At 61.8% G+C, this 14,524-nt stretch carries 16 protein-coding genes; 6 read left to right on the top strand and 10 right to left on the bottom strand.

From position 1 onward, the window contains the following. Nucleotides 1-28: 28 nt before the first annotated feature. Both J3P85_RS08490 and earP read right to left on the bottom strand, forming a co-directional pair. The gene (locus tag J3P85_RS08490) at nt 29-598 is read right to left on the bottom strand and encodes an elongation factor P (protein ID WP_003199385.1); all 570 of its coding nucleotides are present in this window, start codon (nt 596-598) and stop codon (nt 29-31) included. A gap of 48 nt (nt 599-646) precedes the next feature. After that, nucleotides 647-1,780 (bottom strand): elongation factor P maturation arginine rhamnosyltransferase EarP, encoded by a 1,134-nt coding sequence (gene earP / locus J3P85_RS08485; RefSeq protein WP_434705469.1) that lies wholly within the window; start codon nt 1,778-1,780, stop codon nt 647-649. 121 nt (nt 1,781-1,901) lie between these two features. On the opposite strand from earP, the gene J3P85_RS08480 reads away from it, so the two are divergent. Further along, nucleotides 1,902-2,288 (top strand): cytochrome b/b6 domain-containing protein, encoded by a 387-nt coding sequence (locus J3P85_RS08480; RefSeq protein ID WP_434705468.1) that lies wholly within the window; start codon nt 1,902-1,904, stop codon nt 2,286-2,288. Nucleotide 2,289: 1 nt separating this feature from the next. Then, nucleotides 2,290-2,772 (top strand): GreA/GreB family elongation factor, encoded by a 483-nt coding sequence (locus J3P85_RS08475; RefSeq protein WP_434705467.1) that lies wholly within the window; start codon nt 2,290-2,292, stop codon nt 2,770-2,772. A 7-nt stretch (nt 2,773-2,779) separates the two neighbouring features. On the opposite strand, the gene cysB is transcribed toward J3P85_RS08475, so the two are convergent. The 4 genes from cysB to J3P85_RS08455 all read right to left on the bottom strand — a co-directional run bounded on the left by cysB (nt 2,780) and on the right by J3P85_RS08455 (nt 6,342). Then, entirely contained in the window at nt 2,780-3,754 is a 975-nt protein-coding gene (gene cysB, locus J3P85_RS08470) for an HTH-type transcriptional regulator CysB (RefSeq protein ID WP_003199376.1), read from the bottom strand. A gap of 110 nt (nt 3,755-3,864) precedes the next feature. Further along, the gene (locus tag J3P85_RS08465; RefSeq protein WP_250962368.1) at nt 3,865-4,365 is read right to left on the bottom strand and encodes a universal stress protein; all 501 of its coding nucleotides are present in this window, start codon (nt 4,363-4,365) and stop codon (nt 3,865-3,867) included. Nucleotides 4,366-4,461: 96 nt separating this feature from the next. Further along, entirely contained in the window at nt 4,462-5,367 is a 906-nt protein-coding gene (locus J3P85_RS08460; protein ID WP_434705465.1) for a 5'-nucleotidase, read from the bottom strand. A 21-nt stretch (nt 5,368-5,388) separates the two neighbouring features. Continuing rightward, nucleotides 5,389-6,342, bottom strand: coding sequence for a putative 2-dehydropantoate 2-reductase (locus tag J3P85_RS08455; RefSeq protein WP_434705464.1), 954 nt, complete (start codon nt 6,340-6,342; stop codon nt 5,389-5,391). Between the two features lie 240 nt (nt 6,343-6,582). Here J3P85_RS08455 and J3P85_RS08450 point away from each other — a divergent pair, with 240 nt between their 5' ends. Further along, nucleotides 6,583-7,659 (top strand): 3-deoxy-7-phosphoheptulonate synthase, encoded by a 1,077-nt coding sequence (locus J3P85_RS08450; protein WP_003199364.1) that lies wholly within the window; start codon nt 6,583-6,585, stop codon nt 7,657-7,659. Between the two features lie 166 nt (nt 7,660-7,825). Here J3P85_RS08450 and J3P85_RS08445 read toward each other — a convergent pair whose 3' ends face one another. Next, complete coding sequence (locus tag J3P85_RS08445) at nt 7,826-8,107, bottom strand: GNAT family N-acetyltransferase (protein ID WP_186705362.1); 282 nt, start codon at nt 8,105-8,107, stop codon at nt 7,826-7,828. Between the two features lie 634 nt (nt 8,108-8,741). Between J3P85_RS08445 and oprI the strand changes: the two genes are divergently transcribed. Further along, nucleotides 8,742-8,993 (top strand): outer membrane lipoprotei OprI, encoded by a 252-nt coding sequence (gene oprI / locus J3P85_RS08440; protein WP_003183784.1) that lies wholly within the window; start codon nt 8,742-8,744, stop codon nt 8,991-8,993. A gap of 140 nt (nt 8,994-9,133) precedes the next feature. On the opposite strand, the gene J3P85_RS08435 is transcribed toward oprI, so the two are convergent. The 3 genes from J3P85_RS08435 to J3P85_RS08425 all read right to left on the bottom strand — a co-directional run bounded on the left by J3P85_RS08435 (nt 9,134) and on the right by J3P85_RS08425 (nt 11,292). Then, entirely contained in the window at nt 9,134-10,105 is a 972-nt protein-coding gene (locus J3P85_RS08435) for a L,D-transpeptidase family protein (protein ID WP_434705463.1), read from the bottom strand. A gap of 231 nt (nt 10,106-10,336) precedes the next feature. Then, entirely contained in the window at nt 10,337-10,630 is a 294-nt protein-coding gene (locus J3P85_RS08430) for a hypothetical protein (RefSeq protein ID WP_003199347.1), read from the bottom strand. Between the two features lie 56 nt (nt 10,631-10,686). Beyond that, on the bottom strand, nt 10,687-11,292 hold the full coding sequence (locus J3P85_RS08425) for an arylesterase (protein ID WP_186705364.1): 606 nt from the start codon (nt 11,290-11,292) through the stop codon (nt 10,687-10,689). Nucleotides 11,293-11,302: 10 nt separating this feature from the next. On the opposite strand from J3P85_RS08425, the gene J3P85_RS08420 reads away from it, so the two are divergent. Then, nucleotides 11,303-11,986 (top strand): ABC transporter ATP-binding protein, encoded by a 684-nt coding sequence (locus J3P85_RS08420; RefSeq protein ID WP_060738553.1) that lies wholly within the window; start codon nt 11,303-11,305, stop codon nt 11,984-11,986. Further along, entirely contained in the window at nt 11,986-14,490 is a 2,505-nt protein-coding gene (locus J3P85_RS08415; RefSeq protein ID WP_434705462.1) for an ABC transporter permease, read from the top strand. Before J3P85_RS08420 ends, J3P85_RS08415 begins: the two co-directional genes overlap by 1 nt. The last annotated feature ends 34 nt before the right edge of the window (nt 14,491-14,524 follow it).

The following is a 14,524-nucleotide window of genomic DNA, read 5'->3' as shown; positions in this document are numbered from 1 at the left end:
TCGGGCTTTTTTATACAGAAGGCTTCGCTTATTTAGCGCGGCCTTTGTAGGAACCGCCTTCGCGGGTATCGATCTCGATCATGTCGCCGATTTCGATGAAGTCAGCAACCGACAGCTCGGTGCCGTTCTTCAGTTTGGCAGGCTTCATCACCTTGCCGGACGTGTCACCGCGAGCGGAGCCTTCGGTGTAGTCAACCTGACGCACGATGGTGGTCGGCAGCTCTACGGAAACCAGGCGCTCTTCGAAGAACACGGCTTCGCAGACGTCGGTCATGCCTTCTTCGATGAACGGCAGAACGCTTTCGATGTCTTCGGCGTTCAGCTCGTACATGGTGTAGTCAGTGGTGTCCATGAACGTGTAGGTGTCGCCGCTGATGAAGGACAGGGTCGCTTCCTTGCGGTCGAGGATCACGTCGTCCAGTTTGTCGTCGGCGCTGTAGACGATCTCGGTCTTGTAACCGGTCAGCAGGTTCTTCAGCTTGGTCTTCATGATCGCGCTGTTACGACCCGACTTGGTGAACTCAGCTTTCTGAACCAGCCAAGGATCGTTTTCGAGACGGATCACGGTCCCGGGTTTCAGTTCTTTACCAGTTTTCATTGCGAATATCCGAATTTGGATGGGATTTACAAAAATCTAGGCCGCGTATCATATCCAATTTACATAAAACTTCACCAGCGCTGCGGCAAGATCGGGTCGCGAGGCCTGTTCCAGACACCACGCCTGGGCGTGTTCGAGCAGTTCCGGCTGCTGTTCGCGGCTGGCTTTCCAATGTTCGGCCATGTCCTGGCCGGCATTCCAGGCCCGCCACAGACCACTGGTCGCTTTTTGCGCGGCTGGCGAAAGCCCCTGATTGTAGAGGGTGAGAAACGCCTCGAGCTTTTCCAGGTGGACGTCCTCTTCCTGCTGGTAGATATGCCACAGCAGCGGCCGGCCGGCCCATTGGGCGCGCACGAAGGAGTCTTCGCCGCGCACGGCATTGAAATCACAGCACCACAACAAATGGTCGTACTGGTCCTGGCGGACGAACGGCAGCACCTGCACCGTCAGCGCGCCGCGTCGATGCAGCGCACCGGTCTTCAGGCCTTCGACACCGAGCCAACGCTCGACATCGCCCAACACCCGCCCTTCGGGAACCAGCACATGGAACGCCTGGGCATCGGTTGCCATTGCGTCAAACCAGCTCGCCAAACCTGCGTTCTCATAGGCAAACAGCGAGATCAGGCAAGTCTCCGGCGCCCGCTCGACGCCCAATCCTTGCAGGAAAATACGTTGAGCCTCGGCATCCTGCTGGAATTGCCGACGACGCTCCAGCAAACCGGCCTCACGCAGCAAGCCACCTGTTCCCTCCCGAAAGCCCGGAAAGAAGAAGTATTTCTGCACGTGTTTGTATTTGACCGACGGCAAGCCGTGGCAACCGATCACCCAGTCCTCGGCGCTCAGGTAATCGAGGTTCATCCACAAGGGCGCGGTCGGGCGCTCGGCCATCGCCTCCATGTAGGCACTCGGCAATTGGCAGGCAAAAGCGGCGATCACCACCTCCGCGGCCTCGGTAGCCGGCCAGTCCGCAGACCAGTGGCGCACCTGTACGCCTTGCTGCCATTGCTCGGACAGGGTGATATCGATTTCCGGACACAGCCGTTCGAAGGCGCGTAGATCGTCAACCCAGAGCCGCACCGCGCATTGGTGCTCGGCCACCAATTGCCGAGCCAGGCGCCAAGTGACACCGATGTCGCCATAGTTATCGACGACGGTGCAAAAAATATCCCAGCGCACAGCCATTCCCGACTCCCTGTGACAAAGGCCTGATTGTCCCGAATAAACCGATCGCGCAGAAGAGCCGACGGCGATTAATCTTCATGCGACAATCACCGCCTGCCCATGCCCCTGCCAGGAAGCAGCCATGCCCGATCACCCGCCAGCCCCACGTCTCAGCGCTTTGAAATTGACCGTCAGTATTGCCCTGGGCCTATGGTTGGGGTTTCTCGCCATCGTCCTGACCGGCTGGCTGCTGTCAAGGTTCCTGTTCGACGAACAACTGGCGCCCGTGGCCGCCGCTGTCCATCAATTGGCGCAACCGCCGGTGGTGCAACCGGCCCCGGAACCGCCCGCCCCTATGTTCGAGCAGTACCAGCAGAACCTGCAAAGGAACGAGCAGCGCCAGGCGCTCGATCAGGCCAGGAGCAATCCGCGCAACCTGTCCAACCCCAAGTGCCAGTTCTGGTTGCAGCAGGACCAGAATGCGCCCAGTGAAAAAAGCCGCGCCAACGTCCTGCAATTCTGCGAATGATATGAACAAACAGACCGTCCACCAGTTGATTCTCGACAAGCTCAAGATTGATCTCGACATCGCCGAACGCGCCGCGCAGACCGCCTACGAAACCGCGACCCACGAAGAAAACATCGCCGAGAACAAATACGACACCCTGGGCCTCGAGGCGTCCTACCTCGCCGCCGGACAAGCCAGGCGCGTGGAAGAAATCCGCCAGGCCCTCACCCTCTGCCAGAATTTGGCGTTGAGGCCCTATGACGAGGAGCGCGGCATTCAGGTCGGCACGTTGATCGGCCTGGAAGATGAGGACGGCCGCCAGCAATGGCTCTTCCTGGGGCCCGATGCGGCAGGCTTGAAGGTTTCGCTGGTGGGCCAGCCGATCACCGTCATCACCCCTCGCTCACCGCTGGGCCGAGGCCTGCTGGGAAAGTTCGAAGGGGATGAAGTGGAGATCGTCGTCGCGGGCGCCCGGCAACAGTTCGCAGTCACCGAGGCGATCTAGAAAGGCCTTAGTGCACCGGCAGCTCGACACCGTCGAACAACTCTTCGAGTTCCTGCTTGTTGTGGCACTGGATGGCTTTGGCCATGACTTCACGGGTCAGGTGCGGCGCGAATTTCTCGATGAAATCGCACATGAAACCGCGCAGGAACGTGCCACGACGGAAACCGATCTTGGTCACGCTGGATTCGAACAACTCGCTGGCATCCAACACCACCAGGTCACTGTCGAGCTTGGTATCGACGGCCATTTTCGCGACGATGCCCACGCCCAGGCCCAGGCGAACGTAAGTCTTGATCACGTCGGCGTCGGCGGCGGTGAACACCACTTTCGGCGTCAGGCCACGATGGCTGAAGGCTTCGTCGAGTTTGGAACGACCGGTGAAACCGAATACATAGGTCACGATCGGGTATTCGGCCAGGGCTTCGAGGGTCAGCTTGGGCAGCTTGGTCAACGGATGGCCCTGGGGCACGACCACGCAGCGGTTCCAGCGGTAGCACGGCATCATCACCAGGTCACCGAACAGCTCCAGGGCCTCGGTGGCAATGGCGAAATCCACCGTGCCGTCGGCCGCCATCTCGGCGATCTGCATCGGCGAACCCTGGTGCATGTGCAGCGCCACGTCGGGGTACTGCTTGATGAAATTGCTGATCACCGGCGGCAGCGCATAACGAGCCTGGGTGTGGGTGGTGGCGATCGAGAGGGTGCCTTTTTTCTCGTTGGAGAATTCCTGGGCGATCTGCTTGATGCTCTCGACCTTGCGCAGGATCTCGCCGGCCGTGGTGATGATGCGCTCACCCGCCGGGGTCACGCGGGTCAAGTGCTTGCCGCTGCGGGCGAAGACTTCGACGCCCAGTTCATCTTCCAACAGGCGGATCTGCTTGCTGATGCCGGGTTGCGACGTGTAGAGGCTTTGGGCAGTAGCGGAAACGTTGAGGTCGTGGTGCGCCACTTCCCAGATGTAGCGCAGTTGTTGAAGCTTCATATGTATCCCTCAAAGCAGTTGGACGCCACGGGCATCAGCGACGGTATATAACTATATGGAAGGTCACGACAATAAATCTAGAACTTTTTATAAAACGCCATCATTTAGCCTCAGGCCTCGCCCTGGCGTCGGCGCTGCACCAGGGGGACCAGGTAGACCGGCACCCGGGATAACTGCAATACCCGCGCAGCGGTCCTGCCCAAGGGGGTTTCACCGCTCGCTCCTTGGCAATGACTGCCCACGATCAACAAATCCACGGAGAGTTTCGCAGCCTGTTCCAGGATGACCTGGGAAGGATCGCCCTGGTACACCCTGACCGATTTGATCAGTTTCAAGTCCTGTTGCCCGTCCCCCAACTCCTCGCGGAAATTATCGAGCACCCGCTGTTCGATATTGGCCATCACCGTACTCAGACCTTGGCGATGGAATTCGTTCAGCGCGTGCTCGTCGAGATAGCTTTGCAACACCGATTCGGCGAACAGCCCCATCGGTTCTACCGCATGCACCACATACAACTCGGCTTCAAACGTCCGTGCCAGCGCCAAGGCATGCTGCATCACATAAGGGGCGTAGAGACCCAGGTCTGTGGCGTACAGCATCGAACGAATCATGTGACCTCCTCGAGTGCCAGAATGGCGGAGATTGATTCAGCTTAGCAGCGCCTTGGAGACTGCGACGTGCGGCCTGACGTCCCGGCCCCGAGGTCGTCAGGGCTTTATTTCGTTACTGATGCCATGGGGCACGTGACCGGTGGCGACCACCTCCCGAGCCAGTTCGCAATGGCCCGTCTGGTCATCGAAAAACACATCGGCGGCGAAGGCCTCCAGAAAGGCCGATTTGGTCAGGCCGCCGAGAAACAACGACTCATCCAGACGGATGTCCCATTCACGCAAGGTCCGGATGACCCGCTCGTGGGCCGGTGCCGAACGGGCCGTCACCAGCGCCGTGCGGATGGGGCAGGCGTCCTCGGGAAACTCGCGTTGCAGCGCATTGAGCGCCGCCAGGAAGCCCTTGAACGGCCCGCCCCGCAGCGGCTCGCGGGCGGCCTGTCGCTCGCTGGCCTGGAATGCCTCCAGACCACCGGTCTGATAGACACGCTCCGACTCATCGGAAAACAGCACGGCATCGCCGTCGAAGGCTATGCGCAATTCCCCGCTGGCGGCGCGACTGGCCCCACCCGAAAGGATAGTCGCCGCGGCAAAGCCGGCGTCCAGGGCGCTGCGCACGTCTTCAGCGTGAGTGGACAGAAACAGATCGCAGTCGAAAGCCTTGAGATACGGGTAAGGGCTACGGCCGCCAACGAAGGCCGCGCGTGAAATCGCCAGCCCATAGTGATGAATCGAGTTGAACACCCGAAGGCCGGTGTCGGCACTGTTGCGCGAGACCAGGATCACCTCGACCCGGGCACGCCCCAGGTGCTCGTTGAGGTCCAGCAGTTTCTGCACGAGGGCGAACGCGTCACCGGGTGCCAGGACTTCGTCTTCATGCTCGATCTGATATTGCCGATAGGCCTCGACGCCACTCGCCAGGTACACCTTGTGGCTTTCCCTCAGGTCGAACAGCGCCCGCGACGAAATCGCCAGCACCAATTTGTCGTCGATGTTGTTTGCCATGCCGCTCCCCCTTTCGCCCGCTCAGCGGTTGTTCCGATCCATGAACGCCAACGCCTGATACAAGGCTTCGATTTTCGGCAGCTCACACCCTGCCGCTTTCGCCGCCGCCAATGGCCGGCCATAGATCGCGTCCAGTTCCAGCGCACGCTTGTGGGAATAATCGTGGTACATGCTCGGCCAGTAGTCGGGCATCTTCTCGGTCATCGCGAACAGGTACTCGGCATAACCCGGCGCGATCTGATGCCCGCAGGCTTGGGCACCGCGAACCACCTCCCCCATCAGTGCCTGGATCAATTCGCGGCTATGGTCGTTGGCCATCAACGGCGTGGTACTGGCGCCCAGCAGAACCGAAAGGCCGTTGTACGGCACGTTCCACACCAACTTCTGCCAGCGGGCCTGTTGCAGGCCGGGCATGGCCTGGGCCTCGATACCGGCGCTGCGGAACATTGTCGTCGCTTCTTCGACGATCGCCATGCGTTGTGCCTGATCGGCGCAAGGACCGCTGTGATAACCGACGTTGACCGCGCCAAGTGCCTGGTGGGCGACGACGCCAGGGCCGACGCGATGCACGCAGATCAGGCACAGGCCACCCAGCAGGTGCAACGAATCGGGCAGCAACGGCCGAAGGTCGTCCTCAACATCGAGGCCGTTCTGCAGCAGCAGGACTTTGGCCCCATCAGCGGCCGCCTGGGCAATGGCCGGGGCCAGGTCGGCATTGCTGGTGGTCTTGGCGCCAACCAGCAGCCAGTCGCAGGGCGGCATGTCGGCTGCCGAGGGATAGGCCTGGACCGGGTGGAGGGCCAGCGCACCGTGGACCGCGCTGTCGATCCGCAAACCGGCTTCGGCCACGGCGGCAAATTCGCTGCGCAACAGGAAGTGCACGTCAAAACCGGCGCGCGCCAGCATCACCCCGTAGAACCCGCCAATCGCCCCGGTGCCGATCATCCCGATCCGTGGTTTAGCGCCTGCCTGCATCGTCGCAACTCCCCTGGTAAAATGCCTGTGCACATCATTACACAGGACCAGCTCCCCGTGGCGACGGCACTTTCCGGCGCCGGGCCGATTGGCGCCCGGCGCAATTAAACCGGGCCCAGCCCATTGTCGAGCAGCCTCGTAACGCGATAAGGTTCGGCTCCCCGACGCGCTTAAAATCCGCTGTGCACCGCCGCGCGGGGATCGCTGGCGGCCGGCACCCGTGACCTGACGAGTAACACGATGGCTGATTTACCGATCAATGACCTTAACGTCGCCTCCAACGAGACCCTCATCACGCCTGACCAGCTCAAGCGCGATATCCCCCTGAGCGACGCTGCCCTGCGTACCGTGACCAAGGGCCGGGAAGTCATTCGCAACATCCTGGACGGCACCGACCATCGCCTGTTCGTGGTCATCGGCCCCTGCTCGATCCATGACATCAAGGCCGCCCACGAATACGCCGAACGCCTGAAGGTGCTGGCCGCGGAAGTGTCCGACACCTTGTACCTGGTCATGCGCGTGTATTTCGAGAAACCTCGGACCACCGTCGGCTGGAAAGGCCTGATCAACGACCCGTACCTGGATGACTCCTTCAAGATCCAGGACGGCCTGCACATCGGTCGGCAATTGCTGCTGGACCTGGCGGAAATGGGCCTGCCCACCGCCACCGAAGCCCTCGACCCGATCTCGCCGCAATACTTGCAGGACTTGATCAGCTGGTCGGCCATCGGCGCGCGCACCACCGAATCCCAGACCCACCGCGAAATGGCCTCCGGCCTGTCGTCGGCGGTGGGCTTCAAGAACGGCACCGACGGTGGCCTCACCGTGGCGATCAACGCCTTGCAATCGGTTTCCAGCCCGCACCGTTTCCTGGGCATCAACCAGGAAGGTGGCGTGTCGATCGTCACCACCAAGGGCAACGCCTACGGTCACGTGGTGCTGCGCGGTGGCAACGGCAAGCCGAACTACGATTCGGTCAGCGTTGCCCTGTGCGAGCAGGCACTGAACAAAGCCAAGATCAAACCGAACATCATGGTCGATTGCAGCCACGCCAACTCCAACAAGGACCCGGCCTTGCAACCGCTGGTGATGGAGAACGTGGCTAACCAGATCCTGGAAGGCAACCAGTCGATTATCGGCCTGATGGTCGAAAGCCATTTGAACTGGGGCTGCCAGGCCATTCCGAAAGACCTTGCCGACTTGCAATACGGCGTCTCCATCACCGATGCCTGCATCGACTGGAGCGCGACCGAGAACACCCTGCGCAGCATGCATGCCAAGCTCAAGGATGTGTTGCCTAAGCGGCAGCGGGGCTAAAAGATCGCAGCCTCGTTGCACTCGACAGCTCCTACGCAGCTCCTACACGCTCCTACGCATGTTTGGGGGATGTAGGAGCTGGCGAAGCCTGCGATCCTTTGCTCCACCAGAAATAAAAAAACGCCGGGCTTCTCAGCCCGGCGTTTTTTATTGGGAATCCGTTTTCTCAGAGCTTCGCCGCGTGCCGCTGGTGACGCTCCATGTAGCGCTCCACGTAGGAGCAGGACGGGATCACCGTGTAGCCCATTTCTTCAGCGTACTTCAGCGCCTCTTCGGTCAACTTCGCTGCAATCCCCCTGCCGCGCAGGGCGTTGGGCACGAAGGTGCGATAGATGTCCAGGGTCTGCTTGCCCAGGTCCATGTAGGTCAGATAGGCACGATGACCGTCCACATTGGTCTCGAACTGATGACCAGCCTGGTCATGGTGGATGGTAACCGCCTCGCTCATCACTACTCCTCGCGGGTCTGAATGCCGACCCCTACCTTACCGATGTTTTTCCGGCGAAGGAACCTCTACGCCACCCCGTGCCTTCCTGGTCACCGAGCGCCAAAACCGATCCGCCCAAACCCGAGCACGTCGTGAATAGTAGGCACCAATGACGCAAATGCTCAAGGCACGGCTGTCATCGAAGGGGTGAACCTGGTCGGGTTTATCGATTGAGCGCCATCGTCGCGCTGTAGTCGGTCACGGTGCAATAGCTGAACATCGCCAGTTGTTGAGTCTTGAGACGAGCGCGCGTAGTTAAAGTCACCGCAAATACCAATAAAGATGTCCGGAGCGCTGCACAAAAAATGTACAAAAGTGTAGGTGAATCAATAAACAACGACGTTAGCGAGGGCTGCGAGAGTTCACCCGGCCACGGAACTTTTTTTCGTCGGCGCGCTCCGGGCAAGGGCTTTGGCCTGTATATTTTTTAAACAACCCCCAGAAAAGTTGCTCGAAAAAGAATCACCGCCTACAATTTTTTTGCTTCTTGCGCTACGTCAGTTTACTTACTACAAGTAATGGGTAGTATGTACGCCGGCTAACTCCTCAGTCTGGGGAGACAGTCACTAATAGAAAGTCCTTGAAGGGGAAACCGATGAACAACGTTCTGAAATTCTCTGCTCTGGCCCTGGCCGCAGTTCTGGCTACCGGTTGCAGCAGCGCATCGAAAGAAACCGAAGCACGTCTGACTGCTACCGAAGACGCAGCAGCTCGCTCCCAGGCTCGTGCAGACGAAGCTTACCGTAAAGCTGATGAAGCTCTGGCTGCTGCTCAAAAAGCACAACAGACTGCTGACGAAGCTAACGAGCGTGCTCTGCGCATGCTGGAAAAAGCTAGCCGCAAGTAATAGTCCTTCGGGATTGTTATCGAGCCGACCCATTCTTGGGTCGGCTTTTTTTTTGGCTTCAAGAGCTACTGACTGGTGTTTTACCAGGCGATAAAAAACCCGCCGACATCGCGAAACGTCGGCGGGTTGCTTTCGGGTTTTTACTGCTGCAGGTCGATCGGCGCGCTCGAAACCATCGGTGCCGAGGTATTTGGAACTGCGATTTCCACTGGCAGGCCATCTTCGGCCGCGACCACGTCCCGCACCACGTCCCAGTTCATGCGCAGGTTGCTGGTGATGTCTTCGCGCTTGAGCATCGCGTTGATTACGGCGGTGTGCTTGTCCACCACCGACGGGTTGCCCTTGTCGTCCAGCGGCGTATGCGCTTCCAGGTACACCTTGCCGCCGCTCAAGCCCAGCTTGTAGGGGTCGTTGATGATCCGCACCGACGTGCCCACCGGCACCATGCCGGCCATTTCCAGTACGTTGTTGTTGAACATCCGGAAGCAACCGTGACTGGTGCGCATGCCGATGCCGAACTTCTTGTTCGAACCGTGGATCAGGTAGCCCGGGGTGCCCAGGGTGAACTTGAAAGGACCCAGCGGGTTATCAGGGCCGGCAGGCACGACATTCGGCAACGGGTCGCCGTCGGCGGCGTGTTCGGCCTTGATCGACGCGGGCGGAGTCCAGGTCGGGTTCGGGGTCTTGGCGATGATGCTGGTGTGGGCGATTGGCGAGCCCCAGCCCTCACGGCCAATCCCCAGCGGGAAGGTGTAGACCACGTTCCGCCCCTTGGGGAAATAGTAGAGACGGTACTCGGCCAGGTTGATCACGATGCCCTCGCGCGGGCCCGGCGGCAGGATGAAGCGAGTGGGCAACACGATCTCGGTACCAGCGCCCGGCAACCAGGGATCAACCCCCGGATTGGCAGCGACCATCTCGCTGTAGCCCAGGTCATAGGCGGTGCCCAGGTCGGCGAAGGTGTCTTCGTATTTGGCCTTGATGACCTGCACCTGGCCGATGATGTCTTCACCCGGCGGTGGCAGGGGCAGCTCCAGGGCGGCAACGGGGCCCGCCATACACAGGGCGGCAAGAGACAGGCAGCGGGCGACGGCAGGCAAGCGCGGCAACATCCGGGAAATCCTTCGCAGATCGAACTGGGGTATGAAAACGGCGATTGTACACTGCCACCTGTTATTTCGGGGAGAGCGCTACAGGGGCGTCCGATGCGCAGCATGTCCGGGAACTGGAATGAAGTCCTGTGGGAGCGAGCTTGCTCGCGATAGCGGCACGTCTGCTTGCATTAATGTTGAATGTGCCGCCGCCATCGCGAGCAAGCTCGCTCCCACACTGGAACAGGGGGATTAAAGTTCGAACCGCAGCTCCGGCCAGATCGGCGAGGTGCCGCGCTTCTGGGATTCCAGGATCGCCCGGCACAGCGAGCACAGGCGATGATCCTGGAAAATCTTGCGATCGACGCTCGACCAGCGCGGCTGGGCCGGCAGCAGGCTGCCGCAGAGGGTCCGGTCGGCCGAGCCTCCGAGTTCCAACTGCCGGGTCACCAGGTGCACCCGTACTTCCTGGCAGGCGAACAGGTCCAACTGCTCGTCAGGCTCGATCAGTTGGTAGGCAAACAGGGACCAGGCGGGACGCGGCATCGGGGGCTCCAAATCGGGGGCGCCACATTAGCCGAAAGCCCGCCGGTAGAAAAGCGTCAAAGCAGCGGTTTCAGCGTCGGCCAGACATTTTCCAGCAACTTGCCCTGGGCCGCGACGGACGGGTGCAATCCGTCACTCTGCATCATGGTCGGAACGCCACCGACGTCCTTGAGGAAAAACGGCACCAGCGGGACTTTCTTCTCCTCGGCCAGGGTGCTGTAGACCCGAGCGAAGGCATCGGTGTAGCGCCGTCCGTAGTTGGGCGGCAATTGCATACCCAGCAAAAGTACCTTCGCACCGCTGGCGCGGGCGCTGTCGATCATCGCTGCAAGGTTTTGTTGCAATTGTGTTGGCGGTTGTCCACGCAAGCCATCGTTGCCGCCCAGTTCCAGGATCACCAGGTCCGGTTTATGGGCTGCAAGCAGCGCCGGCAGCCGCGCCTGGCCTCCGGCGCTGGTGTCGCCGCTGATGGAGGCATTGACCACTTTATCGTCAAAACCCTCGGCCTTGAGCCGTTGTTCGAGCAACGACACCCACCCCTGCCGGGTATCCAGGCCGAAAGCCGCGCTGATACTATCGCCAACGATCAGGACTGTACCCGCCGCTGCGTTCTGGACCATGCACATCAAGGCCAGGCCGGCACTCAAAAACCACACACGCATCGGATTCTCCATGGGCTCAAGCATTCTCACCGCGACGGACCTTAGCAAAGTGGTCGCCAGCGCGGAAGGTGAACTGACCATCCTGCATGAACTCAGCCTGGAACTGAACAAGGGCGACAGCCTGGCCATCGTCGGCGCGTCCGGTTCCGGCAAATCCACCCTCCTGGGCCTGCTGGCCGGCCTCGACCTGCCCAGCAGCGGCGAGGTCACGCTCGCCGGGCAGGCCCTCAGCGCGCTGGATGAAGACCAGCGGGCGCGGATCCGCGCCGAGCATGTCGGTTTCGTCTTCCAGTCATTCCAGTTGCTCGACAGCCTCAATGCACTGGAAAACGTCATGTTGCCGCTGGAGCTGGACGGCCGCAAGGATGCCCGCGAACGCGCCACGCAGCTGTTGCAGCGCGTCGGCCTGGGCCAGCGCCTGACCCATTCGCCGCGCCAGCTCTCCGGTGGTGAACAGCAACGAGTGGCGATTGCCCGCGCCTTTGCCGCCGAGCCCGACGTGCTGTTTGCCGACGAACCCACCGGCAACCTCGACAGCCACACTGGCGAGCGCATCAGCGACCTGCTGTTCGAACTGAACAAGGAACGCGGTACGACCCTGGTGCTGGTCACCCATGATGAACGCCTGGCCCATCGCTGCCGGCGCCTGATCCGACTTGAAGCCGGCGAGATGGTCGCCCCTCTGGAGCCTTGATGGCACGTCTGCCGCTGTTGCGCCTGTTCAGCCTCGCTGTCCGTCAATTGCTTCGCGATGCCCGCGCCGGTGAGTTGCGGGTGTTGTTCTTCGCCCTGTTGGTGGCGGTGGCGGCGAGCACCGCCATCGGCTACTTCGGTGCTCGCCTCAACGGCGCGATGATGATGCGCGCTACCGAATTCCTCGGCGCCGACCTGCTGCTCGAAGGTAGCTCGCCGGCCCGCCCGGAGCAGATCCGCAGCGGCACCGAATTGGGCCTGGAACATGCCCGGGTGGTGGAGTTCTCCAGTGTCGTGGCCACCGACAATGGCATCCAGCTGTCCAGCGTCAAGGCGGCCGATGACCGCTACCCGTTGCGCGGCGAGCTGAAAAGCACCCCTGCCCCGTTCGCCCCGGAAGAAACCGGCGGACGTCCGAACCCAGGCGAGGCCTGGGTCGAGGCGCGGCTGCTGACGGCACTGGACCTGAAGATCGGCGACAGCATCGACGTCGGCAACCAGACCCTGCGCCTGGCCCGGGTGCTGACCTATGAACCCGATCGCGCCGGCAACTTCTACAGCCTCACCCCGCGGGTACTGATCAACCTCAGGGACCTGGAGGCCACCGGCGTGGTGCAACCGGGCAGCCGTGTCAGCTATCGCGACCTGTGGCGCGGCCCGGCACCGGCCCTGCAAACCTACCGCGACCTGGTCAAGCCTGGCCTTGAACCCAACCAGCGCCTGCAGGATGCCCGCGACGGCAATCGCCAGATCGGCGGCGCCCTGGGCAAGGCCGAGCGCTACCTGAACATGGCCAGTCTGGTGGCGGTGCTGCTGTCCGGTGTGGCCGTCGCGCTTTCGGCCAACCGCTTCGCCACCCGACGCTTCGACGCCAGCGCGCTGCTGCGCTGCCTGGGCCTGTCCCGCCGGGAAACCATGGTGCTGTTCAGCCTGCAATTGACGGTGCTGGGCCTGCTCGCCAGCATCAGCGGCGCCCTGCTCGGCTGGGTCGCCCAATTAGGCCTGTTCGCCCTGCTGCATGACCTGCTGCCTACCACCGTTCCGCCCGGCGGCCTGCTGCCGGCAATCGCCGGAATCGGCACTGGGCTGGTGGCGTTGGCGGGGTTCGCCTTGCCGCCACTGGCTGCGCTGGGGCGAGTGCCGCCGTTGCGTGTACTGCGCCGGGACATGCTGCCAATCCCCTCCAGCTCCTGGGTGATCTACGGTGCCGCACTGGGCGCCCTGGGCCTGATCATGTGGCGCCTGAGCCTGGACCTGGTGCTGACCTTCGCCCTGTTGGGTGGTGGTGTCGTCGCCGCGCTGGTGCTCGGCGGCCTCTTGTTGCTATTGCTCCAGAGCCTGCGTCGCCTGCTGGCCCGCGCCGCCCTGCCCTGGCGGCTCGGCCTCGGCCAATTGCTGCGTCATCCCTTGGCGGCGGCAGGCCAGGCCCTGGCGTTCGGCCTGATCCTGTTGTCCATGGCGTTGATCGCGCTGCTGCGCGGCGAGTTGCTGGACACCTGGCAAAACCAGTTGCCCAAGAATGCGCCGAACTATTTCGCCCTCAACATCCTGCCCAACGACAAGCAGGCCTTCACCGACAAGCTGCTGGAATTGTCCGCGCAATCAGCCCCGCTCTATCCCGTGGTACCCGGACGCCTGATCAGCATCAATGGCGAACCGGCCACGGAGTTCGTCACCAAGGACTCGGCGGGTGACCGGGCACTGCAACGCGACCTGAGCCTGACCTGGGCCGCGGACCTGCCGGCGGGCAACGTCGTCACCGCCGGGACCTGGTGGCCGCAGCAGCCACCGGACGATGTCCCGGGGGTTTCGGTGGAAGGCAAAGTGGCCGAAAACCTCAAGATCAAGCTGGGCGATCGCCTGGTCTTCAGCGTAGGCGGCGTCAACCGTGAGGCGAAGGTCACCAGCCTGCGGGAAATCAACTGGGACAATTTCCAGCCCAACTTCTTCATGATCTTCCAGCCCGGCACATTGAAGGACCTGCCGGCGACCTACCTCACCAGTTTCTACCTGGCGGCGGGTCACGACCAACAGATCGTCGACCTGTCCCGGGCCTTCCCGGCGGTGACGATCCTGCAAGTCGAAGCCTTGCTCGAACAACTGCGCAGCATCCTGGCCCAGGTGACCCTGGCCGTGGAGTACGTGCTGTTGTTCGTGCTGGCGGCGGGGATGGCAGTGCTGTTCTCCGGCCTGCAGGCCACCCTCGACGAGCGGATTCGCCAAGGCGCGCTGTTGCGCGCACTGGGCGCCGAACGGCCCCTGCTGGTCAAGGCCCGACGCATCGAATTCGGCCTGTTGGGGGCGGTCAGCGGCCTGTTGGCGGCCCTGGGCTCGGAGCTGGTGAGCCTGGTGCTTTACCGGTACGCCTTCGACCTGCCCTGGCACCCGCATCCATGGCTGTTGGTATTGCCGCTGTTGGGGGCCTTGTTGATCGGCGCGGCCGGGGTGTTTGGCACCCGTCGGGCGCTCAACGCCAGCCCGCTGACAGTATTGCGCGAGGGTTGATAGACTCCCGGCTTCGCTATCACAAGAAGTTGCC

The organism is Pseudomonas sp. Z1-12 (genome assembly GCF_051132015.1).
GTDB classification, from domain to species: Bacteria; Pseudomonadota; Gammaproteobacteria; order Pseudomonadales; family Pseudomonadaceae; genus Aquipseudomonas; species Aquipseudomonas zanjanensis.
This window is presented reverse-complemented; position numbering and strand designations above follow the sequence as displayed.